Here is a 25769-nt window from a genome sequence, read left to right on the forward strand (position 1 = left end):
ACGATACCTTATCCGCAGACCTCTTTTTTTTTAATGAGAATGCCTGACTATACAACAGCGCTGTGCAGCTGACTGGTTATAGCTGATGGGTTTTCATCTATATCAATATACTGCTTAAAGTTGCGTACATCATCGTCTACCATCTTTTTAAATAACGGGTTTAATACATGGCCTAACGCTGTACCAACACCACCTGCTGGTGGCAAATAGCTTATTACAACATCTATTAGTGTACCTTTGCCATCTTCAGCATCGCGAAAACGTACTTTGCCGGCATTATCAATAGTAGAACCTGGTAGTGAACTCCAACCAATAGCGTAGCCCGGTTCGTCATTAACTATTTCTGCATCCCAGCTAACGGTAGCTACATTAGCCGGTAGTTTTAACACCCAGTGCGAGCGTTTGCTATCAAGTACCTCAACGCTTTCAAGGTGCTTCATAAACTTAGGCAGGTTATCTAACTGGCGCCAAAACTCGTACACCTCCTGGCGAGGTTTGTTCACCGTGAATGATGTGCGTATATTTACGTTAACCGGTTCGGTGCTGTTTTTACCAACGCGCGAGTAAACCTCGCAATGGCCCGTAATGCCTCTGTTAATTAAATATCCACCTGCACCTATCTTTAGTATGCTGGTAAACGGACTATTGAAAATATTGGCAAGGCCCGATAACGAAAACTTCAAGCCTGCTGCTATTGAAACATAGCGTTCAGGCCATTCTAAATTTATTGGGGCTTCGGTCCAGCCTTCTATCAACGGTTTTTTTTCTGTTGCTGTAGTTGCCATAACATTGTTTTTTATAGGTACTTATGTAAACATGGCGCAAATATTTAAGTTTTCGTTAACTGAAATTTAATTTCCTTTAACGGGTTTTGTAGCCTATTTGATGCAATTATAGCCAATAAGCAGGTATTTGATTTTTTTGATAACTTTGCCTCCATATACAACAAGCACATGTCATCAATACAAAAAATTAAACTTAGCATACCCCAACTGTTATGGATTATTTTAGCTTCGGTATTAACCACCGGTGCTATGCGCTTGCTAAGCTTTTATGTGCCTTTGTTGAGTAATTTTACGCCAATGGGTGCTATGGCCATTTTTGGCGGCGCTTACTTTGCCGATAAGTGGAAGGCGGGTTTAGTATCAATAGTTACACTTTTTGTTACCGACGTATTTGTAAACTACCTTTACATGAATAAGGTTGTTTTGTGGTATGGAAACAGTGCACTTTGGCTGTACGGTAGCTTAATTGCCATGATATTTATAGGAAGCTTAATTAAAAAAGCTAACGTTACAAATGTGCTGTTGGCATCATTAGCAAGCGTGGCAATACATTGGTTATTAACCGATATTGAGCCATGGTTGTATAGTTCTTATTATGATAAAGGCCTGTTAGGTTACGGTGAATCGTTATTAATGGCTATACCATTTGAACGCAACATGCTATTAGCCGATGCATTTTTTGGCGCTGTTCTGTTTGGTGGGTATGCTTTAATTAAAAATAGGTTTACCTCTGCTCAGGTTAGTGGCGCACAAATATGATCAATAATCATTTTGGCATGAATCCTTGAGTTTTCAATAAACCACAGGTGCGTGTCCATACCGCCGCAAACTACTCCGGCAAGATAAACGCCAGGTAAATTGGTTTCCATGGTTTGAGGATTGTATTGCGGTATATATCTACCATCGGCAGACAAGTTGACTCCAATGTTTCTTAGAAAGTCAAAGTTAGGTTTGTAACCAGTCATGGCCATTACAAAGTCATTGGGAATGGTTACAATACCGGTTGGTGTTTCAATATCAACCTCACGTTCCCGTATTGCTTTTAAATTGGAGTTAAAATAAGCTTTAATACTTCCTTCCTCAATTCGATTCAAAATGTCAGGTCGTACCCAATATTTTACGCGGTTGCTTATCTGGCTATCGCGTACCACCATGGTTACGTCTGCACCCTTGCGGTAAGTTTCTAAAGCTACATCAACAGATGAATTACTTGCGCCAACCACTACCACTTTCTGTAAGGTGTAAAAGTGCGGATCCTTATAGTAGTGTTTAACCTTAGGTAAATTTTCGCCGGGTATATCGAGGTTTACGGCAATATCATAAAAACCTGTAGCAATTATAATGTGCTTTGCCTGGTAACTGCCTTTGGAAGTATGAATGGTATAGGCGGGGTTCTCATGGTCTGCTTTATTTACCGTCAAAACTTCTTCAAATAAATTTAAAGGCAAGTTATTAGCTAATGCTACACGGCGGTAATATTCAAGTGCATCGGCCCGGTTAGGCTTTACATGCGTTGTTGAAAAGGGAAAGTCACCAATTTCTAACTTTTCTGATGTTGAAAAGAAAGTCATGGTAGATGGATAATTGTAAAGCGAATTAACCAACGTTCCTTTCTCAATAATAACAAAGCTTAATCCCGCCTTTTGTGCCGTGAGTCCGCAAGCCAGGCCAATGGGGCCACCGCCTATAATAACAATATCAAGCATACTATAATTTTACCAGCTACACCAGCACATCCTTGAATTGGTCATTACCGGTAAGTACTGATTTGGCAAATGTACAAGAAGGAATGATTTTGAAATGTTTTTGGCGTGCATAATTTATTCCGGCTTCAATAAGCTGTTTACCCAGGCTTTTGCCTTCGTAGGCAGCATCAACCTCTGTATGGTAGATGTCCATTTCAGTGCTATTCACCAGCATATAACGCATATCGCCCAGGCGTTTACCCTGCTCATCAATATAAAAAATTCCGTCGTCGCCTGTGGTATGATGTTTTATTTCCATTGCGTGTAAGTTAAAACATAACAACGCTTAAATAAGCAAAATCGCTGTGGCTAAATTTTATAATGATATTGGAATGATAGTAGGGCGGTAAACAAGCTGTGCAGAAAACGCAAAAGAGAGAAAATAAAAATGGGTAAGCTACTTCTATCGCACCGCTCAACTCTCTACCCTTGCTGCGTTCCCACCCTGGGGGAGTTCAAGAGGAGCTGGTCGTAAAAGACTTACCCGTCACAAAAGTAGAAATTTTTACGTGTTTTAAGTAAATAATTGTAAAGTTGTTGTTAAGCAATTGATGCTCAATCTGTAAAAATAAAATCAATAGGTCAATTGGTTCTTAAAGTCAAGGCGTTCATAAATTTCATACCTGGCATTAGGTCTAAAAGTTTCGCGTGCCAATATGGTAAGCTTATCAACCACAAAGCTATCCTTGTAGTCTACAGAGCGAATATGTGGCCACAGCTTATAAAAATCATTAACAGGAATACCTTTCGTAATAGTAATGTGCGGCGTAATGGCAGCCTTTACATTTAGCTGTTTGTACAAAAGGGTAAACCAATTATCGGTTTTTTGAGTGGGCTTAATTGCTGCGTAAATAGTAGCGCTGTTGTTGCCGTGTAAGAAAAAGTTAAAGCCCTCAACCTGCAATTTAACCGGCGGCATGCCGTATACCTTGTTCCTGAAAGTATTGATAGCTGTATTAACGATGTGCGGTTTCTGTCTCTCGATATAGCATAAACTTACATGTGCAGTACCCTTTACTCCCGGATACGTACCGATATATTCACATGCTTTAAGCTTATAGTGTTTAATCTGATTTTTTACATTTTCTGAGGGTTCTAAGAGAAACAGATAATCTTTGTAATCGGTCATAGCCATGAATTTTGATGCTCAAAAATGCTAACTTTTTTAGCAAATAGTCAAATTATTTTTTCAACTTTGTTTTGTGGAAAACCTCAGGCATATAGTACACATCGACCTTGATTCGTTTTTTGTTTCTGTTGAGCGTCGCTTAAACCCGGCACTTATTGGAAAGCCTGTCATTATCGGCGGTTCAAAAGATAGAGGAGTGGTTGCCTCTTGTAGTTATGAAGCGCGGCAGTTTGGCATACATTCGGGAATGCCCAGCAGTAAAGCATATCGTTTATGCCCGCATGCTATATTTTTGAAAGGTAGCCACGGCAGATATTCAGAAGCATCGCGCGAGGTCACAAAAATTATTCATGATTCGGTTCCATTATATCAAAAAACATCAGTTGATGAATTTTATATCGACCTAACCGGCATGGATCGTTTTTACGATCCTTATCAACTGGCAACTGATCTTCGTCAAAGGGTAATTAGTGATACGGGTTTACCCATTTCATTTGGTATGGCATCGTGTAAAACGGTTGCCAAAATGGCTACAAATCAGGCTAAGCCAAACGGACAGCTCAGGGTGCCTCATGGTGGTGAGGTTGACTTTATGGCGCCTTTAAACATCAGCAAGATACCTATGCTGGGTAAAAAGACCTGCGAAAAGCTTTACACTTATGGTATCGAAAAAATAGGCGATTTGCAAAAAACTAATGTTCGCTTCCTTGAAAGCCTGTTTGGGAAGGCGGGCAAATACATTTGGGACAAAGCCCATGGTATTGATGACAGCGAGATTATTCCGCACAGCGACAGGAAATCTATTTCAACAGAGCATACCTTTCATGAAGATACAGCCAATCGTCGTCAATTAGAAACAATATTAGTTTCGATGACTGAAGAGCTTGCATTTAAGCTGCGAAGCGAGAATAAGTTAGCTTCATGCCTGGCTATTAAAATACGCTATGCAAACTTTGAAACGCATACCCTGCAAGAGAAAATTGCGCTAACATCTGCCGAGCATGTTTTAATACCAGGAATTAAAAACTTACTAAAACGCGCCTGGAACCAGCATAGACCTATACGATTGATTGGCGTGAAACTAAGTCAGCTATGTTCGGGCAGCTATCAAATAAATCTATTTGAAGATAATGAGGAGCAGATAAAGCTATATAAGGCAATGGACAGTATTAACTTTAAATTTGGAAATAAAACCGTTTGCAGGGCTGCCGGTATGGAAATTACACAGCGCAACTTTAATCCCTTTCATTCAACCGTGTAGCGTGGTGTTATGAGGTACTTGATGTAAATGATGCTATATTAGCTCTATAAATCTACACGAGATGAAGTTTAGCCATAAAACCCCGTTAGATGTGTTCCTGAACGTGCTTTTTGAACGTTATCAGGATAAAGTGCCCGCGGTAAAAAAAATAACACAAGCCCTTGTAGGTCAATGTGTGGTATCTTCACAGGATGAAATAGTAAATGATCATATTGCATTCCGTACACTTGGAGTTCCTCATTTAGGTATTCAATCTTTCGAAAAGATCTTTTTACATCACGGCTATCAAAAGCGCGACTATTATTATTTTGAAGGAAAGAAGCTCAATGCATTTTGGTATGCACCTCCAAGTGAGCAATATCCTCGCATATTTATCAGTGAGTTAATTGTGGATCAGCTTTCATCTGCTGCGCAGGACATTATAAGTAAGTATACCTACCACATAACGGCAGACCCGGTTGCAAACCTTAATCTTGACAATGGCGAGGAGGTAGGCAAATTTTTTCATACATCCTTATGGACATTACCCACAAAGCAAGATTATGAAACGCTATTAATTGAAAGCGAATATGCTGCCTGGGTAATTTATAATCGCTATTACTTAAACCATTATACTATAAGCGTACATGCTCTTAAGGCGGGGTATAACACATTGGAAGAGTTTGACGCCTTTGTTGAAGGTTTAGGTATAAAGCTGAATAATGCTGGTGGAGTAGTTAAAATAAGCGCAGACGGTTTGCTGAAACAAAGCAGCACCGTAGCCGAAATGCAAAGTGCCACTTTTGCCGACGGAGAGACCATGCTTATTGCCGGCAGCTACGTGGAGTTTGCCGAACGTTTAATTTTGCCACAATATAAAAATTTGCCTGTTGACGATATTAAGGCTACCCACCGCCGTGACGGATTTGAAACAAACAACGCCGACAAAATTTTTGAAAGTACCTATACAGGGCAAACCAAATTGTAGTTTTAATGCAGCAAAAACTTAATGAGTTAGGTGCCGCGCTTGAAGGAGAGTTTTACGCTGATGACGCGATGCGCATATTGTACGCTACCGATGCATCTGCTTATGCAGAAATGCCGTTAGCTGTAGCTGTACCGCGTACAGTTAAAGATATAGCCAGGCTTATAAGTTTTGCCCGTGACAATCACACTTCGCTTATACCGCGTACAGCGGGCACATCCCTTGCCGGGCAGGTAGTTGGCCGGGGTATTGTGGTAGATGTATCAAAGCATTTTACCAAAATACTTGAACTTAATGTTAATGAACATTGGGTTACGGTGCAGCCGGGTGTAGTGCGCGATGAACTTAATTTATTTCTTAAACCGCATGGACTGTTTTTTGGTCCCGAAACTTCGACAGCTAACCGCGCTATGATAGGTGGAATGGTTGGAAATAATTCATGTGGTTCAAATTCAATTTTTTATAAGAGTACGCGCGAACATTTACTTGAAGTTAAGGCCTTGCTAAGCGATGGAAGTGAAGTTGAATTTAAGGGCTTGAGCTTTGATGATTTTATTGCCAAATGCAATGGCGAAACGCTCGAAGCAGCAATATACCGCAACATTCGTGCACAACTAAGTGATTATAACAACCAGGTTGAAATAAGACGCGAGTTTCCAAAGCGGGATATTGAACGAAGGAATACCGGCTATGCAATTGATTTGCTGCTTGAAAGCGATCCGTTTACGGCAGGAGGTAAGGCCTTCAACTTCTGTAAGCTTATTGCAGGCTCAGAAGGTACGCTTGCCTTTATAACCGAAATCAAGCTTAATTTGTCACCTTTACCGCCGCCCGTGAGCGGTTTGCTGTGCATTCACTTTAATTCCGTTGATGAGGCCTTACGTGCCAATCTTATTGCCCTTAAATATAGTCCGGTTGCCAGCGAGTTAATTGACCGTTACATATTGGAATGTACCAAGGACAACATTGAACAGCGCGAGAACAGATTTTTTGTAAGTGGCAATCCCGGAGCCATACTCGTGGTTGAATTTGCTGGCAATAATCAAAGTGAGGTAAAAGCAACAGCTTTAAAAGTTGAAGCCGAAATGCGGGAAGCCAAGTTAGGCTACCATTTTCCTCTTTTATTTGGCAATGACACCAGGCGCATATGGGCCTTACGGAAGGCAGGCTTAGGTTTGTTAAGCAACTTGCCGGGCGATGCCAAACCTGTTGCAGTCATCGAGGATACTGCCGTTGCTGTAGAAGATTTACCAGCCTATATTGCCGAATTTAATATCATATTACAAAAGTTCGGGCTTAACGCTGTTCATTATGCGCACGCCGGCTCGGGCGAAATTCATTTGCGGCCAATACTCAACTTAAAGACTGATGAAGGCAATCGTCTATTCCGTGTTATTGCCCAAGAAATTGCATTGCTGGTTAAAAAATATAAGGGGTCATTAAGCGGCGAGCATGGTGATGGCAGGTTGCGAGGGGAGTTTGTTGAGCAAATGATAGGGGCTAAAAACTTTAAACTTATAAAAGAAATCAAAGCCACCTGGGATCCTCATAATATTTTTAACCCCGGAAAGATTGTTGATACACCACAAATGAACACGAGTTTGCGTTACAAACCTGGTCAGCAAGTTCCTTTAATTAAAACAGTGTTCAGATATAGTGGCCAAAACGTGCTGCAACATGCAGAGCAGTGTAACGGTTCGGGCGATTGTCGCAAATCACACCTTATGGGCGGTACCATGTGCCCATCGTATATGGCAACCCGCAATGAAAAAGATACCACCCGTGCACGAGCAAATATTCTGCGTAATTATCTTACTAATTCCACGCAGCTTAATCGCTTCAATCATGCTGAAATAAAAGAGGTGATGGATTTATGCCTAAGTTGTAAAGGATGTAAATCGGAATGCCCATCTAATGTAGATATGGCTAAACTTAAAGCCGAATTTTTGCAATACTATTATGATGCCAACGGCGTGCCTTTACGAACCAAGTTGACTGCTGCCTACGCTAAGTTGTCACAACTCGGTGCATTACTACCCAGTGTATACAATTTTTTGGTGACCAGCAAAAAGGTAAGTCCGCTTCTAAAGGACATCATAGGCTTCGCCAAAAAAAGATCACTGCCAAAGCTTTACAAATTTACTTTACGGCATTGGTTGTCAAAGCGTAAAGGGTATAAATCTGATAAAAAAGTTTACCTGTTTTGCGATGAGTTTACAAACTATCAGGATACTGCCATTGGTGTAAAAGCCCTAGAGTTGTTAGGTCGTTTAGGCTACCAGGTAATTGTGCCTGAGCATTATGAAAGTGGCCGTGCGGCAATATCAAAAGGATTATTGCGCAAAGCAAAATCAATAGCTAATAAGAACGTCGAACAGCTAAGTCACTTCGTAAATAACAATACGCCTTTAGTAGGTATAGAGCCATCAGCAATTTTGACATTCCGTGATGAATACCCCGATTTAGTCGACAATGATTTGATTCAAAAGGCACATCAGCTTGCCTCAAATTCATTACTGATAGATGAGTTTATTGCCCGGGAGATGAAAAATGGAAACATCAAAAAAGATCAGTTTACTCATGAGCATAAGACTATAAAATTGCACGGACATTGCCAGCAAAAAGCGCTGAACCTGCTCGGTGCATCGCAATACATCTTGTCGTTTCCTAGAAACTTTCACCTAGAAACAATACCCTCAGGATGTTGTGGTATGGCCGGTTCATTTGGTTATGAAAAGGAGCACTATGAGCTTTCCATGCAAATTGGAGAATTGGTTTTACTTCCTGCAGTGCGTAACCAGCCTGAAGAAGTCATAATTGCTGCTACAGGCACCAGTTGCCGCCACCAAATATTAGATGGTGCAAACAGAACTGCGCTACATCCGGTTGAAATATTGTATGACGCATTGCTATAAGCCAGGTTTATGCAATTGCCGATAATTGAAATAAGGACAAATTGGATCTTTGGTTTTTTAAAACCCTAATCGATATAAGCTTATATCTTGCACAAAAATCAGTGCTTATTAGTGATGTATTAGAAATAATTTATTAAACATTGAGTTACCATAAGTACCATGGAAAACGAAGATAAGCTGGCCCGGATCATTGAATGGCGCATGAAGATTAAAGCGCGGTTTGAGGAGAAAATTAAGCTTACACCATCAGTAGCTGATGATGCGCCCCGGGGTTCGGGCAAAATAAATCGTCATGGTATGCCCTCTGTTCCTATAGGGCAAACGCCAACAACCAAGTGGCCGGTGCTCGATTTAGGGTACCATCCAAATATATCGTCAGACCGTTGGCGACTAACTATTGATGGTGCCGTACACAACCCTGTACGTATAACTTGGAAGGAATTTTTAGCTCTTCCACAAACAAAAGATGTTTCTGATTTCCATTGCGTAACCACCTGGTCTAAATTAAACATGCACTGGAAGGGCGTGAGCATGCTTGATCTTGCTTCGTTAGTACAACCGCATGAAAATGCTACCCACATTATGTGCTATGGTTATGACACCTACTCAACCAACATATCGTTAGAAGAAGCCTTAAAGCCCGACGTTTTGTTAGTTCATACCTATGAAGGGCAGCCATTGCCTGTTGAGCATGGTGGCCCCGTTCGTATGATCACACCACAGTTATACGCCTGGAAAGGTGCCAAATGGATAAAACGTATTGAGTTTTTAACCAAGGATAAGCCCGGCTTTTGGGAAGATCGTGGTTATTCAAATACCGCATATCCATGGCGTAATGATAGATATAGTGATGATGAGTAACCAAATACAAGTGCCGCTTATACGTTATATTTGCCGATGAATGACTAATGCCGGTTTTAACAATGATGATTTGCCTTCACCACACACTTTTGTAATTAATAAAGGTGTAGCAGAACTCACAGACACCATCATCGCACAACACAGCCTTAGTGGTCAATATCCTACCGTTCAACCATTGCAGGTTGATTTTTTGACTGTAAATAGGGGAATATTCAGCGGCATATTTAATGCTACGTCGTTTCCGGCGGTTGAAGTTGTGAAGCAGGATGATGGTATTCATATAACATGCCATTGTAACCAATTGGATAACCGGCTTTGCGAACACCAGGCAAGCGTTTTACAATACATCACACACACCAATGACTTACGCTTGTTTTTTGATGATGACTTACGTAACCAGCATCTTAAGCAAAAGGCTTTAGAATTTGGCCTGCAAAACGAACCTGATCTAAGCCTTTATTTTGAACTAATTTATAAAGATAATGCAGCACTTGTAAAGCCCCTGCAAAACGGTTTATATCCTGTAAGCGTAAACAGCCTTAACCATATGAAGCAAATGCTGCTTTCCAGACAAGACGTACCGTTACCCAGTCACAATGATGAGATTCAGGAGCGTTTTATTGTTTTCAGGCAGCATAAGTATTACAAGCATTTAATGCTTGATTTATGCGATGCACCATTAACAAAAGATGGTAAAATCAAAAATCCTATAGGTACAGTCAACCCGCTTGAGCAGGTGTGGAGCACTGACGATCCGTTAGAGCTTAAGTTTTTTACTGCTTTAATGCGTTTCCAAAATGCTGTAAACGCAAAGGTGGATAACGCAACTATTCAAAGTCTTAAAGCTGTTATTCGTAATCCTTTAAGTTTACCGTGCTACCTGCACGATAGCAAGGTATCAGAGAAGTTGACAGCTAATGCTTTAATGCCCGTGAAAGTTAGCAGGGTAAAGCATAACATCAACATCAAGGTATACAGTGAGGGTGATTTTTATCGCGTATCGGCCACGTTACAACTGGGCAGCGTGGTTTATGCCCTTAATGAATTGCATATCACACACGATTATTTTATAAAAGTACCGCAAAACCTGTATTTGGTTAAAGATGTGCAGATGCTCAACATTATTGCATTTTTCGGCCGCATAGAGGCCGACCTGCTCATACATCACTCCAAGTATAATCAGCTACGAAGTCACGTTCTAAATAATTTGGAAGAAAGTGTAAACGTAAGTTACACATACTTAAAGCCTGCAACGCAAGATCAGATTGATGAACAGGGCTTCAACAAAAATCCGGAAATGACAATTTATCTGTCAGATTTTGGACAGCACGTGATGATTTTTCCGGTGATGCTTTACGGCGAAACAGAGATACCAATACGTACAAAAAAGGAAATACATGCACAGGATAGTAAAGGAAAGTACTTTCTGGTAAACCGTAACCCTGATGCAGAGGCACACTTTATGTCGCTGATTCTTCGCCAGCATGTAAACTTTGAAGAGCAACTGACAGATGACCTGCAGTATTTTTATCTGCACAAAAAGTACTTCTTAAATTCTGATTGGCTTTTAAATACTTTCGAAAAATGGACCAATGCTAACATTAATATATTAGGCTTTAGTGAACTTAGTAATAACAGGCTTAATGTAAATAAGGTAAAAATTACAGTACAGGTTATAAGTGGCATAAATTGGTTCAATACCATAATTACGGCTCAATACGGCAAGCAGCGGGCATCATTAAAACACTTGCATAAGGCCATACGCAACAAAAGCAAATTTGTACAACTTGACGATGGTACACTTGGCATTTTGCCCGAGGAGTGGATGCAAAAATTTGCTGTTTGGTTCAACATGGGGGAGGTGTTGGAGGATGTATTGCTTACACCTAAAACCGGTTTTGCTTCTGTTGAGCAAATGTATGATGCCAGTATGTTGGATGCTAACGCGATGCAGGAGATTCGCAATTACAAAAGTAAATTTCAAGAATTTAAGAGCATCAAACAGGCGCCGGTACCAATTGGTTTAAACGCAACGTTGCGTGGCTACCAACAAGAGGGCTTAAGCTGGTTGAACTTTTTAGATGAATTTAACTTTGGGGGATGCCTGGCCGATGATATGGGTTTAGGCAAAACGCTTCAAATTATTGCCTTTATTTTGCTTCAGCGACAAAGGGTAGCAAATAATGTAAACCTGGTTGTAGTGCCTACATCACTAATATTCAACTGGCAAACTGAAGTAAACAGGTTTGCGCCCGATTTAAAATTGCACACGTTGTACGGTGCCGATAGGCGCAAATCCACAACAGAGTTTGGTGAATTCGATATTATTCTTACTACTTACGGCACGTTACTATCTGACATCAATTACCTTAAAGAATTTGAGTTTAACTACGTTATTCTGGATGAGTCACAAAATATTAAAAATCCCCGGTCGCAGAGGTACAAAGCTGCTCGCCTGCTAAAGGCCCGTAATCGTATAGCGGTAACTGGTACGCCTATCGAAAATAATACGTTTGATTTGTATGCTCAGCTTTCATTTGCATGCCCGGGACTGCTTGGCAGTAAACAATATTTTAAGGAAATTTATTCAACGCCGATTGATCAGTTTAAAGAAGGCCGCCGTTCTGTTGAGTTACAGGAAAAGATTAAGCCTTTTGTTTTAAGGCGAACCAAACAAGAAGTTGCTCACGAATTACCCGAAAAAACGGAAATGGTTGTGTACTGCGAAATGCAAGCTCAGCAACGCAAGTTTTACGAGGCATATGAGCGTGAATTCCGCGAATATATTTCGGCCGTAACGCAAGAAGAACTTCCCAAAAATTCAATGCATGTATTGCGCGGCTTAACAAGATTAAGGCAAATATGCGATTCGCCGTTGTTAATTAGCGGAGACAAACTGCCGGGTAATGACTCAGCCAAAATTGAAGTGTTGTTGGAGCAGATTCAAAGCAAGGAATCTAACCACAAAATTCTTGTTTTTTCGCAATTTGTTACTATGCTTAACTTAATAGGTAAGGAGCTTGACCAGTGCAATATAAGCTATGCCAAGCTAACCGGTACCACCAAGAACAGGCAGGCAGTGGTTGATGAATTTCAGAACAATGATGATGTAAGAGTATTTTTAGTAAGCTTAAAAGCCGGCGGTACCGGGTTGAATTTAACAGCAGCCGATTATATTTACCTGGTAGATCCGTGGTGGAATCCGGCTGTTGAGAACCAAGCTATTGACAGGGCTTATCGCATAGGTCAGCAAAAGCACGTTGTTGCTGTGAGGTTAATATGTACAGACACTATTGAGGAAAAGATAGCTGTTTTACAGGAAACAAAGCGTAACCTTTCGGAGCAACTTATCGGCCAAAATGATAATTTCTTCAAATCCCTTAACCGGGCCGACCTGTTGAGTTTACTTAATCATCCATAACACAAGTCGATACTTTTTTTCAAAATATTGGCACAGCCAGTGCCTTACGTACACCGTTATTTATCCCTTTTATCTGATCGGTTTGAGTTTTCAAAAAAAACGAATATTTTGGTTTGACTTTTTATGCAAACTAAACCAATCGAAACCAATATACAGCAAACAATTGAGCATATTGCCGAAACGGCGACCGCTTATCCCGGGGTAACCATAATTCATGATTTGCGTAATTGGAAAGTGGTTTGGATGTCGGGCAACGGCTTAAAGCAGCTGGGAGTTGCACTAGATGAAGTTACGGCGCTTACAGCCGAAGAGTATCATGACAGGCATTTTAATCCAGAAGATGCCAAGGACTATGTACCCAAAATTTTAGGCTTAATCCAATCTGGTAATCTTGATGACAGCGTCACTTACTTTCAGCAGGTACGTATTAATCAATATGCCGATTGGACCTGGCATATGAGCAGCACCAAAATCCTTCTTCGAGATGAGGAAAATCATCCCTTACTGTCAATTACGATGTCGTTTGCAATTGATGCGATGCACCATATGGCTTCAAAAGCATCAAGGTTGTTAGAGGAGAATAACTTTTTACGGAAAAACTTCAGTTTGTATAAGAAATTAAGCCAGCGCGAGCGCGAAGTACTGCGAACGTTGGCTATGGGTAAAAGCGCCGCCGAAACTGCGGAGGAACTTTATATATCTACCAATACGGTAGAAACACATCGCAAAAACATCAGGCAAAAACTTGGTACAACAAGTTTTTATGAGTTAAGTAAGTACGCCCGTGCTTTTGACCTCATCTAGCTCAAAAGGGTCATTCAAAAGTTAATTATAGTTAAATACCAACGGTGGTTTGCCTAATGTTTTATAAGTTTGGCGGCAAAAGCACTTGTTTATGAATATATCTAAAATTAGTTTTTTAATAACTGCATTTGCAATTAGCCTTACATTCCAGGCTTGCAAAACAAAAAAGGTTGTAACTAAACCAGCAGCACCGGCACCGGTTGCGCAACCTACACCACCAAAACAGGAAAAACCTGTGCCTCCGCCAGCTGCGCCACCTCAGGAAGCTCCTGCACCGCCAAAGCCTAACTATAATTTCAGTAACATTCAGTTTGAGTTTAATTCTGCAGTGCTTAAAACCGGTTCATATGAGTTATTGGACAAGGTTGCTGCCGAAATTAAAAAGGATGCTTCTAAGACATTCGTAATAAATGGTCATTCATCAGCCGAAGGTAGTGCAGCGCACAACCAGTCGTTAAGTGAAGACCGCGCCAACTCGGTTAAACAATACCTGGTTAACGCGGGCGTAAACGGAGCAGCTTTGAGTGTTAAAGGTTGGGGAGAAAGTAAACCGCTTAACAACAATAGTACAGAAGAAGCCCGCGCTATTAACCGTAGGGTAGAGGTTAAATTAAACTAAGCAATAAATACCATCTTAAATTTGAAGCCGCTTTGTAGTATGCAAAGCGGCTTTGTTGTTTAATGAAAATCAGAAAAAAACCAAGCATTGCAATTTCTTAATCTAAGTTAAGTGTAAACCTCTGCCTTACCCCGACATTTGATTTAACGAAACACAACAAAGACTTAAATAAAATATCATGGAAAATTCAATCAGAGGTATTCATCACATAACAGCCATAGCCGGTAATGCACAACGTAATTTTAACTTTTACAGCAAAGTATTAGGCCTGCGCTTGGTTAAGAAAACGGTAAACTTTGACGATCCTCAAACCTACCATTTATATTATGGTGATGAGCAGGGTACACCCGGCAGTATACTTACATTTTTCCCGTGGGAAGGCATTACAACAGGCAGGCGCGGCACCCGCCAGGCAACAGAGATAGGTTACTCTGTTCCGGTAAACAGCTTTGATTTCTGGATTAATCGTTTTGAGAAACACAACGTAGTATATAACAAGCCGGCAGAGAAATTTGGTGAGCAATACCTTACCTTTTTAGATCCAGATGGATTGAAGCTTGAACTGATTGCATCAAAGACTGCCGATAGTCGTTTGCCTTGGGAAACGGAAGAAGTTACAGCTGAGCACGCAACAAAAGGGTTCCATAACGTTACCATTACTACCAATAAAATGCAGCCAACGGCCGATATTTTGACTAACGTGTTTGGTTACAAACTTTTGGAACAGCATGTAAATCGTTTCCGTTTTGTAACTGATGCAGTTGAAAACGCTAACATAGTTGATTTGGTTGAGGTACCGGGCGAACATGCCGGCCATGTTGCGGGCGGTTCAGTACATCACGTTGCGTTCAGGGTGCAAAATGAAGAGTTATTGATGCAGTACCGCGAAAAAATTGAAGCGTTAGGTTTGCATATAACCGATAAAATTGACCGTAATTATTTTTACTCACTATACTTTCGTGAGCCGGGAGGTGTGTTGTTTGAGATAGCTACTGATAACCCTGGCTTTAGTGTTGACGAACCGGTAAGTGAATTAGGAATGCACCTTAAGTTACCTGCACAATATGAAGAATACCGTGCAAGTTTAGAAACCACTTTACCTAAATTAGTATAAGCATGTATAATCATCAATTTGGATACAAAACAACCGGTGCCCCTACCGCAGAAGCAAAAGGGGCGCTGGTAATGTTGCACGGACGTGGGAGTACGGCCACAAATATTATGAGCTTATCAAAAGAGCTTAGCGTTGCCGACTTTGCCATTTATGCCCCTCAGGCAGCAAATAATAGCTGGTACCCATACAGCTTTATGGCGCCCGATGAGCAAAACCAACCGGCACTGAACTCGGCCCTTGAAGTAATCGGCCAATTGGTTAATCAAATAAAAAAGGATGGATTTACTGAAGATAGGATATTCTTTGCAGGCTTTTCACAGGGTGCTTGCTTAACACTTGAATACATAACGCGTAACGCAAAAGTATTTGGTGGTGCGGTGGCTTTTACCGGCAGCTTAATAGGTGAGCACACCAGGCAGGAAAATTACAATGGAAACTTCAACGGTACACCCGTACTTATCACAACCGGCAACCCTGACCCGCATGTGCCTTTAAATCGTGTTAATGAAAGTGTAGAACTACTAAGTAGGCTTGGCGCAAACGTTACGCTTAAAGTTTACGAGGGTAGGCCGCATACCATAAGCATGGATGAGGTTGAACTGGCTAATAAGTTGATATTTGCCTAATCAACAACACATCCCATCTTACATTTATTACAACATGAGTTACGAAGATATTCAGTTAGTTAACAACGAGGCCATTCATAATTTTGAATTGGTAATAGAAGCGTACCGTGCCTTTATAGATTATAAGCAAAAGGGCGATAAAGTATACCTGATTCATACTGAAGTGCCTGTTGAATTGAAAGGAAAGGGTGCCGCCGAGGCTATTGTTGAAAAGACGTTTATTTACCTTGAAGAACATAACTTGAAACTTGTGCCATTATGCACTTATGTGGGACTCTATTTAAAGCGCCATCCCAACTGGAACAGACTTTTAGCATAATCATGCATAATGCCTCATATTAACAATATGGAAAATTTTAAAGTAACGCGTGTTTACACCAACAAGCAAGGCCACAGCTGTTTTGAAGAGGTATATTATCCCTTAACCAATTCCGGAGCGATTGGCTCATTGTCTGAACGAATAGCCGTAAAGAACGTTATTTTGAGGAAGGTTCCCGCTGGCTACGATGACTTCCATAATGCTCCGGCACGTCAGTTTGTGGTGCTGCTTGATGGTGGCGTTGAAATAGAAGCATCAACCGGTGAGAAGCGCGCTTTTTATTCCGGAGAAATTTTGCTAATGGAAGATGTTACCGGTAAAGGGCACCGAAGTCGCAACCTGGAGGCAAAAGAACGCAGTTCGTTGTTCATTGAGCTTTAGAGTATACACCTTAAATATTAAGTGAAAAACAGCGTTTGCTTAGTTACATGAGCTACAAATACTTAGGCTACCATGTTGCTTGAAGCTGAGTATCTCAAATAACAATCGTAAAGTATTTTTCGAATTCCTTGTATTAATTAATTATAAATTAAATAAATAAAACCTGCATCGTAAATTGGTGTTAAAACTTTAAAGAATAAATTTTACAAACCTTTAAAAGTTTATTTACATGCTTGCAATGAATTACAGAGGCCCGTATAGGGTCCGTGCCGAACAACGGCCAATGCCAGAAATATTACATCCGGAAGATGCCATTGTGCGGGTAACACGTACTTGTATATGCGGATCTGACCTGCACCTCTATCATGGCTTTGTACCTGATACGCGCGTTGGTATGACTTTCGGGCATGAGTTTACCGGGGTTGTAGAGGAGGTTGGTCCGGCTGTACAGAATCTCAAAGTCGGCGATAACGTTTTAGTGCCGTTTAACATTGCCTGCGGTAGATGTAATTTTTGCAAGCAAGGTCTTTATGGTAATTGCCACGAGTCAAACCCGCAGGCAACAGCGGTTGGCGGCATATTTGGCTATTCGCATACGGCCGGTGGCTTTGATGGCGGCCAGGCAGAATATGTAAGGGTGCCTTATGCAGATGTTGGCCCAACGGTTATACCACCCGATATGGATTTGGATGATGCAGTAATGTTGACCGATGTGGTACCAACCGGTTACCAGGCAGCCGAAATGGCGGGCATTAAACCAGGTGATACTGTAGTTGTGTTTGGTGCCGGACCAATTGGTATAATGGCAGCCAGGTGCGCATGGTTCTTTGGACCATCGAGAGTGATCATTATTGATCATATTGAGTACCGTTTAGAATTTGCCCGAAATTATTCTAAGTGCGAAGCTTACAACTTTAAGTCAATTGGTGATCCGGTTGTGTTTTTAAAGAAAACCACCGATTGGTACGGTGCTGATGTTTGTATTGATGCCGTTGGTTGCGAGGCAGAAGGTAACACCTTGCAAACTCTAAGCGGAAGGGTAGCACTTATGCAGGCTGGTGCAGGTACTGCCTTACAATGGGCAATTAATTCTGTTAAAAAAGGAGGCATTGTATCAGTAGTAGGTGTTTATGGTCCTCCGTTTAATTTAATTCCAATAGGCAACGTTGTGAATAAGGGCATAACCCTTCGTGCCAACCAGGCATCAGTTAAGCGTTTGCTACCTAAGCTAATTGAACACGTACAGGCGGGCAGGCTAAAACCAAGCGAATTGATAACGCATCGTATTCCGCTGGAAGAAGTAGCTGATGCTTATCGCTTATTTTCTTCCAAGCTTGATAACTGTATAAAAACTGTTTTAATACCATCTGCTAAAGCATAAATATATGGCCAATAAAGATATTGATGTAAAAAGCATCCCGGGATATGGCATGGATGCCGATCCGGAGAACGAACCGACCTACCCGATGAAGAACTACACGGGCGATGATCATAACCGTATCAATTACGAGCGGGCCGAACAGCAACCTCAAAACATTGAGGTGCTGTGTTCAAACGAGCGCCCTGTAATAACTGCGGTATTTGGCACTTCTACGCCTCCATCGGGTTTAAGCGGTATGATAAGGCGTTACGCTTTCAAACACAGCGAAGACAGATATCGTCACTGGCTGCCTCTTATTTTTGCTGACCGTATAAACGTATACGAAGGCATCATTGCCGATTTAGCCAAGGGCCACATTCCAAACACATTTGCTGAGGGCGGCTTAAAAATGGAGTTGAAGTACAATCCAAAAAAATATATAGCCAAAGGCTTACTTTGTGCCGCCGTGGTGGTAGGAGTTGGTTCTTTGCTCCTTAAGAAAAAAAAATAAATGTTTCGTTTGTTTTGAATCCCCGGTAAGCTTGCTTACCGGGGATTTTTGTTTTGGTATAACTGCTATGTTTAAGTATGATCAATTTGATGATATTGCACCCCTTACTTTAAAATACCACGATACAAGCGCATCAAAATAAGCCGTACCACAGCACGATGCCTTAAGAGCGACATGTTAGTATTCAAGCTAATATGTCGCTCTTTTGTATTACCCATCCGCGTAATTCTTGCTCAGTTTACGCTACCAAATTGAGACGAATAGACAAAACCTTGAACAAATATTGCGAACGCCATTAAGTTACTTTGGCTTTAGTAAACCGCAACAAGTAATCAATCATTTTTAATAGGGTGTTGAGCCAGGTATTTAAGTTACCTGATTTGGCAATAGGCATTGGCATGTTGATGCCATTCGTAAATCAACGCTAAATGGCATCCTAATAACATAATACAGGTGCTTGAAATCTTTGCTGCGTTTACACCGCTCTGTAAACCAATTATAAATTAAACATAAAGTATGCACAAAGTATTTACACATTCTGAGCGTAAACGTAGTGCCGGCTACCTGCAAAAGGGAGCCTTGGTTACTAAGTTAATTTCGGGTACAATGTTATTGGTTTGTTGTTATGGGGAGGCTTGGTCAAAAGAGAAAGACTGGGCTTTAAACGCAACCAAAGCTACATCCGCAAGAGCAGATTATTTAATTAACGAGCCGAAGCAAACACAAAATGTTGAAATTAAAGGTAAAGTTATTGACAGCAACGGCGATCCTTTGCCGGGCGTTACCGTACAGGTAAAAGGCAGTAAAATAGCCACTCAAACTGATGTTGCGGGTGCCTTCACCATTTCACCCGCCAACGCCAACCAGGTACTGGTATTTTCTATGATTGGTTTCGAAACGCAGGAAGTAGCAATAAGTGGGCAGGCAAATATCAGTGTTACCATGAAAGCCGCGTTGAACTCCTTGAACGATGTAGTGGTTGTTGGTTATGGAACGCAAAAAAAGGCCGATGTTACAGGATCTGTTGTAAGAGCAAACCTCGATGACTTTCGCAATTCGCCTACTACCAACGTGGCTAACCTGTTACAAGGAACCACGCCGGGCTTAAATGTTGGCCAAGTTAACCGTGCGGGTTCTACACCAAGCATCAACATCAGGGGTACCAACACATTAGGAGGCAATTCAAACGTGTTAATTATATTAGATGGAGTACAGTACACCGGCTCTTTAACATCAATCAATCCTGATGATATAGCATCGATAGACGTATTGAAGGATGCCAGTGCTACGGCAGTTTACGGTGCACAGGCAGCTAACGGTGTTTTACTAATTACCAGCCGCAAAGGCGTTGCCGGAAAAACCAAAATCTCCTTCTCCACACAATATGCCACGCAATCGCCCAGCAACGGTTTAAAGCCCATGGGAAGGGAAGAGTATTTAGAAAAAATCAGGGATTTGTTTTACGATCAGGCCTATTTAGCTCCTGATTATACCCAGCCCAACCCGGCTTTCAATATTGCCAACGTAGTTGACCCTTCAATGAGAGATGCTCAAGGTAACATTTCACCTTACGATTTCAATTGGTATAAAGAGGGTACCCGTACAGGCTATATTTTTGATAATCAGCTTAGCTTGTCGGGCGGTTCAGAAAAGGTTACGTTTTTGCTTTCTGGTAGTTACACAAAAAACATAGGATTTATCAAAAATGATGATTTCAGGCGCAAAAGCTTGCGTTCAAATATCGAAACAAAAGCAACCGATTGGCTTACGGTGGGCTTGCAGGCGTTCGGCAGTTTTGTTAACGAAGATGGCGTTGAACCAGGGTTAGGTAACCTGCGTACTTTCTCGCCGCTTGTGCGCTCTCAAGACGATAATGGTAACTTTATCATAAATCCTTACAACTCCAATTTAACTAACCCGTTTTTGAGTTATCAGGCCGATGATTTTGACAGGCATAATTACTTTTTCGCAAATATATATGCCAACGTACAACTACCGGTTAAAGGCTTAAGCTACAAGCTTACCTATGGTAATAATTACCGCCTCGATCAAAAGTTTATTTCAAACCGGTATGATGCTAACCTTACCGGGCAGGCATCTAAAGAACACACCGTTTATTACGATTATACTTTAGATAACATTTTAACTTACAACCGAACTTTTGGCAAACACAATATTGTGGGAACCTTATTGTATGGCTCGGTTGAACGCAAAAACGATTATACCAGAGCTTATTCCACTGTTTTTGACCGTATTACACTAGGTTACAATAACCTGGAACAAGGACTAAACCGATTTGCCATATCAAATGCTTATAAAGAATCTCTAAGCTACCAAATGGCACGTTTAAATTACAGTTACGATAGTAAGTATTTGCTTACCGCAACGGTGAGAAGGGATGGCTTTTCAGGTTTCGCGGAAAACTATAAATCGGCAATTTTCCCGTCTGTATCGGCTGGCTGGGATGTTGCAAGGGAGTCATTCTTTAAAGTTGATTGGGTTGATAACTTAAAATTAACCGTAGGATATGGCGTTGTTGGTAATCAAACCAGCAGATATTCATCGTTACCGAGGGTTGAGGTGCTACCTGGCTACCAGTATGTTTTTGGTGATGGTGGCACAACGCAGTTTGGCCAGCAGGTCAATTCATTACCTAACCCCAATTTAAGATGGGAGCGTACCCAGGGGATAAACATAGGATTAGACTTTGCCCTACTGAAAAGTCGCCTGTCTGGTAGAGTAGAATATTACAAAACCCGTACAACTGATTTGTTGTACAACGTTAATATCCCACTCATCACCGGCTTTAACCAAATCCTTACCAACATCGGTCAGTTGAACAATTCTGGCGTTGAATTATTGCTTAATTCAAGGAACGTTAGTAGCAACAAATTCCAATGGAATTCTACTTTGAGCTTCGCAAGAAACGTAAACAAAATAGTTAAGTTACTTGGTGATTTTAATGGAGATGGAAGGGAAGATGACCTTCCGCAAAGCGGCTTATTTATCGGTAAACCGTCATCAGTAATATATGATTATCAAACTAACGGTATTTGGCAGCTTACTGATCAAATTCCGGCAGGGTATTCGCCGGGCACGTACCGCATAGTTGATCAAAACGGCGATGGTATAATTAACAATGCTAATGACCGTACCATATTGGGTGCCGGAGCTCCGTCATTCAGAGCGAGTTTACTCAATACGTTTAAATATGGCAATTTCACCCTGTCTGTGTTCTTAAACAGTGTTTACGGCGGTGATAAAAATTACTTAGCAACAAACACTCCGCGGATGGTAAGAAACGACAATACCATACGTGATAACTACTTCAGCGGAACAGATTTTTGGTCGCCTAGAAACCCTGATGGCAAATACCCACGATCAATAGTAACATCTACAATCAGTCCGTCATATTATCAAAACAGAAGCTTTTTAAGGTTGCAGGACGTTTCATTAAGCTACCGTTTTACAGGCAAATTAATTGAGCGCATGAACGTTCAAAACATCAGCTTATTTGTAAGCGGCAGAAACCTGGCTACCTGGACAAACTGGGAGGGATGGGACCCGGAAAGCGACGATAGTAATCGTGGCTTGTCATCAGAAGGCCGCCCGGTACTAAGAGGCTATTCAGTAGGACTTAATGTTACATTCTAATTAAAGAGCAACGATGAAAAAGATTATAATAACACTTTTGTCATTAAGTACAATAGTTAACTATTCATGCAAAAAAGGTTTTTTGGATGAAAAGCCACTATCATTCTTAAGCACCGATAACGCATATATAACTGCCAAAGATTTCGACGCCTCAGTTAACAACCTTTATGCCCGGGTTAGAAGTGAATTTTTTACAAACGGCGACCGTAGACCATTTGATTATATTTTTGGTACGGACCTGGTTTATGATGGCGAACCAACGGTAGATCATCATACCAATATGATTGCAGCCTATGCACCGCAAGGAGGTAATAACATACCCGGTGATCACTGGAACTCGCTTTATAAATTGGTGAGCGAATCAAACACCATTATTGCCCGTGTTCCAAACTCATCGATGACAGCGGCTCAAAAAACTTTTACAGAAGCAAGGGCAAAATTCTTCAGGGGATTGGCTTACCGTACCTTGGCATACATGTATGGTGGTGTGCCTTTAAATCTTGATGAGGTTCAATCGCCGAAAACAGACTTTGTAAGGGCTACTAAAGCAGCCGTGTTAGAGCAGGTTATAAGCGACCTTAAATTTGCAGCCGAAAACCTGCCAGCAATAAACGCTGTAACCGATGGACAGATAAATAACTTGGCAGCTTACCATCTATTATCGGAGGTATACCTTGCAGCCGGACAATTTCAAAATGCAGTTGACGCTGCCACAGCCGTAATAAGCAACACAAACGTTGGCTTAATGCGAAACCGGTTTGGCGTGAAGGCTTCAGATGCTACCAAAAACGTTTACTGGGACTTGTTTCAACAAGGAAATCAAAACCGCAAAAACGGCACCAACCGCGAAGGGCTTTGGGTTATTCAGTTTGAAACCGACGTTCCGGGAGGAGGAGCCCTATCAACAGGTATAGGCGGTACCTATCAGGCAGAGCGGGTTTTTGCGCCGCAAATATTATCGTTCAGATTACCGGGAAGCAACGTTCAGCCATTTCTTTACCCGCGTAGTGATTATTCAGGTGGCAGAGGTATAGGCTGGGGCGTATCAACCAAGTATTTTTCTGATGTTATTTGGCAAAGTGATTTTAACAACGACTTACGCAACGCACCATTTAACTTTGTGAGAGAATTCAAAGTTAACAATCCGTCTCACCCTCAGTTTGGGCAAACGGTTTCTACAATTAATCCGCCTGCAGGTATAACCGTTCCGCGCAGAAATTTGTATGCGTTTCAGTCAAAAGTGACCACTCCCGGCGATCACCCCGACGGCATGTTTCAGGACAAATCACAGTTACTGCTTAAAGCCAGTGCCGGTGGTACCTATGCCGATCAGTACATGTTCCGTTTGGCAGAAACTTATTTGCTAAGGGCCGAAGCTTACCTCGGCTTAAACCAGCAAGCAAACGCAGCTGCAGATATAAACGTGGTTCGCAGCAGGTCAAACGCTTCAAATGTTCTTCCTGCAAATGTTGATATTGAGTATATACTTGATGAAAGAATGAGGGAACTAGGCTCAGAAGAAAAGAGAAGAATAACACTTATGCGTTTAGGAAAGATTTATGATCGCGTTAAAAAGTGTAACCCTTATTACTCTGATGTATTGCCTACTTATAACTTGTGGCCAATACCTGCATCAGAAATTGAGCGTAACAATGGTGCTAAACTCGAACAAAACCCGGGTTATAATTAATAGCCTCACATCACAGCAATTGCTCTCCAATTGCTGTGATGTGAATTTTGCTTGTAATTGAATCTTAAAACCTATCAAACCTTACATCTTCTTACGGCAAACGGTTTTTGTAAGGAACAAAAAATCATATGATAAAACTTAATCGATTACTGCTTACAGCAATGCTGTCTGCTGCTACATGTTTAACCTACGCACAAACGTCTAAAGTAATATCACCGCGTTGGAGTGTTGACAAGGCCGCTGCATGGCAAAAGCAAACCGGATGGGTGGCCGGTGCCAATTTTATTCCCAGTACTGCTATAAATCAGCTGGAAATGTGGCAGGCATCAACATTTGATGCTAAAACCATTGACCGCGAACTGGGCTGGGCCGAAGGAATTGGTTTTAACGCTATGCGCGTTTTTTTACATAGCCTTGCTTACGAACAAGATGCAGCTGGCTTTAAAAGCAGGGTTAAACAGTACCTTGATATAGCCGATAAGCATCACATCAAAACCATCTTTGTGTTTTTTGACGATTGCTGGAACCCAAATCCAAAAACAGGCAAACAGCCCGAACCAAAAACCGGTGTTCATAATTCAGGTTGGGCTCAAGACCCGGGCCGGCACATTACTGATGCAAAAGATTTTGCAAAGCTGTCTGTTTATGTAAAAGATGTGATGACAACTTTTGGGCACGATAAGCGCATTATGTTTTGGGATTTATATAACGAACCCGGTAACTCTAAAAAAGGAAATCAATCATTAGAACTTTTGCAAAAGGTGTTTGACTGGGCACGTCAAACGGAGCACGATCAGCCAATATCAGTAGGCTTGTGGAAATGGGATTTGAACGAATTAAACACCATGCAGGCGCTTAATTCAGACATCATCAGCTACCATGAATACGAAGCGCCCGAAAAGCACCTGCGCATATTGCAAATGTTGCGTACACATGGCAGGCCAATGGTTTGTACAGAATATATGGCCCGCCGTAACAACAGCTTGTTCAGCAACACCCTGCCAATGCTTAAAAAAGAAAACGTTGGTGCAATTAACTGGGGATTGGTATCAGGAAAAACGAATACTATATATGCATGGGATACTCCGATAGCTGACGGCAGTGAGCCACAACTTTGGTTTCATGATGTATTCAGAAAAGACGGTACCCCATACAAACCTGAGGAGATAGAAGAAATTAAAAAAGTAACAGGCAAGAATTAATTTCGTATCACATTAAATTTAATGAATCAGCACTTTGAAAAGGGTGCTGATTTTTTTGTTTGCGGCGTATCGGTCCAAGTAAATCTACAAACTTGAGATAATTAAAATGAGACGAATCGTCAAGAGAATGATTAAAAAGTGATTAAGGTATGCAATAGATTTGACTTGATAATAAACCAATTATAAAAAATTTCCTGTAAAGAAGTGTTTGCTTAATTGATTGTAGCATTGCAGTTGTACGCTTAAAGTATTTGTTGTAAATGCTGTAATTAAAACTAGGTTAAGTACATCCCAAGTTAGTACGCCGGGTAGACTAATCATGCGTATTCAACTTGTGGTAGCTGAATATTAATTGGATTTATTTTTCTGTAATCAAACCAATTAACCTAAAAAAGTAGTGCTTCACCC

General features: G+C 41.2%; 21 protein-coding genes and 1 other RNA gene. 17 read left to right on the forward strand and 5 right to left on the reverse strand.

Annotation, left to right across the window (positions count from 1 at the left end; translation table 11 throughout):
* Positions 1-47: 47 nt before the first annotated feature.
* Positions 48-785, reverse strand: a complete 738-nt coding sequence (locus tag QZ407_RS06385; RefSeq protein WP_295768834.1) for an SRPBCC family protein — start codon at positions 783-785, stop codon at positions 48-50.
* Between the two features lie 168 nt (positions 786-953).
* On the opposite strand from QZ407_RS06385, the gene QZ407_RS06390 reads away from it, so the two are divergent.
* Positions 954-1544 carry a DUF6580 family putative transport protein gene (locus QZ407_RS06390; protein WP_295768836.1) on the forward strand — a complete coding sequence of 197 codons (591 nt, stop codon included), beginning with the start codon at positions 954-956 and terminating at the stop codon, positions 1542-1544.
* Here QZ407_RS06390 and QZ407_RS06395 read toward each other — a convergent pair.
* From QZ407_RS06395 to QZ407_RS06410, 4 genes are all read right to left on the reverse strand, one after another.
* A complete protein-coding gene (locus QZ407_RS06395) occupies positions 1520-2491 on the reverse strand; it encodes a YpdA family putative bacillithiol disulfide reductase (RefSeq protein WP_295768838.1) in 972 nt (323 codons plus the stop codon). The genes QZ407_RS06390 and QZ407_RS06395 overlap by 25 nt on opposite strands.
* A 16-nt stretch (positions 2492-2507) precedes the next feature.
* Complete coding sequence (locus QZ407_RS06400) at positions 2508-2789, reverse strand: GNAT family N-acetyltransferase (RefSeq protein WP_295768840.1); 282 nt, start codon at positions 2787-2789, stop codon at positions 2508-2510.
* A 128-nt stretch (positions 2790-2917) separates the two neighbouring features.
* Positions 2918-3016, reverse strand: an RNA gene (ffs, locus tag QZ407_RS06405) — signal recognition particle sRNA small type.
* A gap of 88 nt (positions 3017-3104) precedes the next feature.
* On the reverse strand, positions 3105-3659 hold the full coding sequence (locus QZ407_RS06410) for a 2'-5' RNA ligase family protein (protein WP_295768843.1): 555 nt from the start codon (positions 3657-3659) through the stop codon (positions 3105-3107).
* A 73-nt stretch (positions 3660-3732) separates the two neighbouring features.
* Between QZ407_RS06410 and dinB the strand changes: the two genes are divergently transcribed.
* The 16 genes from dinB (at position 3733) to QZ407_RS06490 (ending at position 25361) form a co-directional block, all read left to right on the forward strand.
* Positions 3733-4920 (forward strand): DNA polymerase IV, encoded by a 1188-nt coding sequence (gene dinB / locus QZ407_RS06415; protein ID WP_295768845.1) that lies wholly within the window; start codon positions 3733-3735, stop codon positions 4918-4920.
* A 61-nt stretch (positions 4921-4981) separates the two neighbouring features.
* A complete protein-coding gene (locus QZ407_RS06420; RefSeq protein WP_295768848.1) occupies positions 4982-5887 on the forward strand; it encodes a DUF1338 domain-containing protein in 906 nt (301 codons plus the stop codon).
* 5 nt (positions 5888-5892) lie between these two features.
* Positions 5893-8799 (forward strand): FAD-binding and (Fe-S)-binding domain-containing protein, encoded by a 2907-nt coding sequence (locus tag QZ407_RS06425; RefSeq protein ID WP_295768851.1) that lies wholly within the window; start codon positions 5893-5895, stop codon positions 8797-8799.
* Between the two features lie 159 nt (positions 8800-8958).
* Entirely contained in the window at positions 8959-9660 is a 702-nt protein-coding gene (locus tag QZ407_RS06430) for a molybdopterin-dependent oxidoreductase (protein WP_295768854.1), read from the forward strand.
* A gap of 40 nt (positions 9661-9700) precedes the next feature.
* Complete coding sequence (locus QZ407_RS06435) at positions 9701-13081, forward strand: DEAD/DEAH box helicase (RefSeq protein WP_295768857.1); 3381 nt, start codon at positions 9701-9703, stop codon at positions 13079-13081.
* Between the two features lie 123 nt (positions 13082-13204).
* Positions 13205-13885, forward strand: a complete 681-nt coding sequence (locus QZ407_RS06440) for a LuxR C-terminal-related transcriptional regulator (protein WP_295768860.1) — start codon at positions 13205-13207, stop codon at positions 13883-13885.
* A 91-nt stretch (positions 13886-13976) separates the two neighbouring features.
* Entirely contained in the window at positions 13977-14504 is a 528-nt protein-coding gene (locus QZ407_RS06445; protein WP_295768864.1) for an OmpA family protein, read from the forward strand.
* Between the two features lie 178 nt (positions 14505-14682).
* Positions 14683-15618 (forward strand): ring-cleaving dioxygenase, encoded by a 936-nt coding sequence (locus QZ407_RS06450; protein WP_295768867.1) that lies wholly within the window; start codon positions 14683-14685, stop codon positions 15616-15618.
* Between the two features lie 2 nt (positions 15619-15620).
* Entirely contained in the window at positions 15621-16244 is a 624-nt protein-coding gene (locus QZ407_RS06455; protein ID WP_295768869.1) for a dienelactone hydrolase family protein, read from the forward strand.
* Between the two features lie 34 nt (positions 16245-16278).
* Positions 16279-16563 carry a GNAT family N-acetyltransferase gene (locus QZ407_RS06460; protein ID WP_295768872.1) on the forward strand — a complete coding sequence of 95 codons (285 nt, stop codon included), beginning with the start codon at positions 16279-16281 and terminating at the stop codon, positions 16561-16563.
* A 27-nt stretch (positions 16564-16590) separates the two neighbouring features.
* Positions 16591-16944, forward strand: coding sequence for a hypothetical protein (locus QZ407_RS06465; RefSeq protein WP_295768876.1), 354 nt, complete (start codon positions 16591-16593; stop codon positions 16942-16944).
* A 283-nt stretch (positions 16945-17227) separates the two neighbouring features.
* The gene (locus QZ407_RS06470) at positions 17228-18325 is read left to right on the forward strand and encodes a zinc-dependent alcohol dehydrogenase (RefSeq protein ID WP_295768879.1); all 1098 of its coding nucleotides are present in this window, start codon (positions 17228-17230) and stop codon (positions 18323-18325) included.
* A gap of 4 nt (positions 18326-18329) precedes the next feature.
* Positions 18330-18815 carry a hypothetical protein gene (locus tag QZ407_RS06475; RefSeq protein ID WP_295768883.1) on the forward strand — a complete coding sequence of 162 codons (486 nt, stop codon included), beginning with the start codon at positions 18330-18332 and terminating at the stop codon, positions 18813-18815.
* Between the two features lie 516 nt (positions 18816-19331).
* The gene (locus QZ407_RS06480) at positions 19332-22469 is read left to right on the forward strand and encodes a TonB-dependent receptor (protein WP_295768886.1); all 3138 of its coding nucleotides are present in this window, start codon (positions 19332-19334) and stop codon (positions 22467-22469) included.
* Positions 22470-22482: 13 nt separating this feature from the next.
* A complete protein-coding gene (locus QZ407_RS06485) occupies positions 22483-24159 on the forward strand; it encodes a RagB/SusD family nutrient uptake outer membrane protein (RefSeq protein WP_295768888.1) in 1677 nt (558 codons plus the stop codon).
* A gap of 128 nt (positions 24160-24287) precedes the next feature.
* On the forward strand, positions 24288-25361 hold the full coding sequence (locus QZ407_RS06490; protein WP_295768891.1) for a cellulase family glycosylhydrolase: 1074 nt from the start codon (positions 24288-24290) through the stop codon (positions 25359-25361).
* The last annotated feature ends 408 nt before the right edge of the window (positions 25362-25769 follow it).

The sequence above is a fragment of the uncultured Mucilaginibacter sp. genome (assembly GCF_913773635.1).
Taxonomy (GTDB): Bacteria; Bacteroidota; Bacteroidia; order Sphingobacteriales; family Sphingobacteriaceae; genus Mucilaginibacter.

Bases quoted from the DNA above. Each gene is read 5' to 3' on its own strand.
- QZ407_RS06465 (WP_295768876.1), top strand. From the start codon at position 16,591: ATGGAAAATTTTAAAGTAACGCGTGTTTACACCAACAAGCAAGGCCAC.
- QZ407_RS06410 (WP_295768843.1), bottom strand. From the start codon at position 3,659: ATGACCGATTACAAAGATTATCTGTTTCTCTTAGAACCCTCAGAAAAT.
- QZ407_RS06460 (WP_295768872.1), top strand. From the start codon at position 16,279: ATGAGTTACGAAGATATTCAGTTAGTTAACAACGAGGCCATTCATAAT.
- QZ407_RS06455 (WP_295768869.1), top strand. From the start codon at position 15,621: ATGTATAATCATCAATTTGGATACAAAACAACCGGTGCCCCTACCGCA.
- QZ407_RS06420 (WP_295768848.1), top strand. From the start codon at position 4,982: ATGAAGTTTAGCCATAAAACCCCGTTAGATGTGTTCCTGAACGTGCTT.
- QZ407_RS06485 (WP_295768888.1), top strand. From the start codon at position 22,483: ATGAAAAAGATTATAATAACACTTTTGTCATTAAGTACAATAGTTAAC.
- QZ407_RS06470 (WP_295768879.1), top strand. From the start codon at position 17,228: ATGCCAGAAATATTACATCCGGAAGATGCCATTGTGCGGGTAACACGT.
- QZ407_RS06440 (WP_295768860.1), top strand. From the start codon at position 13,205: ATGCAAACTAAACCAATCGAAACCAATATACAGCAAACAATTGAGCAT.
- QZ407_RS06390 (WP_295768836.1), top strand. From the start codon at position 954: ATGTCATCAATACAAAAAATTAAACTTAGCATACCCCAACTGTTATGG.
- QZ407_RS06435 (WP_295768857.1), top strand. From the start codon at position 9,701: ATGACTAATGCCGGTTTTAACAATGATGATTTGCCTTCACCACACACT.
- QZ407_RS06400 (WP_295768840.1), bottom strand. From the start codon at position 2,789: ATGGAAATAAAACATCATACCACAGGCGACGACGGAATTTTTTATATT.
- QZ407_RS06385 (WP_295768834.1), bottom strand. From the start codon at position 785: ATGGCAACTACAGCAACAGAAAAAAAACCGTTGATAGAAGGCTGGACC.
- QZ407_RS06480 (WP_295768886.1), top strand. From the start codon at position 19,332: ATGCACAAAGTATTTACACATTCTGAGCGTAAACGTAGTGCCGGCTAC.
- QZ407_RS06425 (WP_295768851.1), top strand. From the start codon at position 5,893: ATGCAGCAAAAACTTAATGAGTTAGGTGCCGCGCTTGAAGGAGAGTTT.
- QZ407_RS06450 (WP_295768867.1), top strand. From the start codon at position 14,683: ATGGAAAATTCAATCAGAGGTATTCATCACATAACAGCCATAGCCGGT.
- QZ407_RS06445 (WP_295768864.1), top strand. From the start codon at position 13,977: ATGAATATATCTAAAATTAGTTTTTTAATAACTGCATTTGCAATTAGC.
- QZ407_RS06395 (WP_295768838.1), bottom strand. From the start codon at position 2,491: ATGCTTGATATTGTTATTATAGGCGGTGGCCCCATTGGCCTGGCTTGC.
- QZ407_RS06430 (WP_295768854.1), top strand. From the start codon at position 8,959: ATGGAAAACGAAGATAAGCTGGCCCGGATCATTGAATGGCGCATGAAG.
- QZ407_RS06475 (WP_295768883.1), top strand. From the start codon at position 18,330: ATGGCCAATAAAGATATTGATGTAAAAAGCATCCCGGGATATGGCATG.
- QZ407_RS06490 (WP_295768891.1), top strand. From the start codon at position 24,288: ATGATAAAACTTAATCGATTACTGCTTACAGCAATGCTGTCTGCTGCT.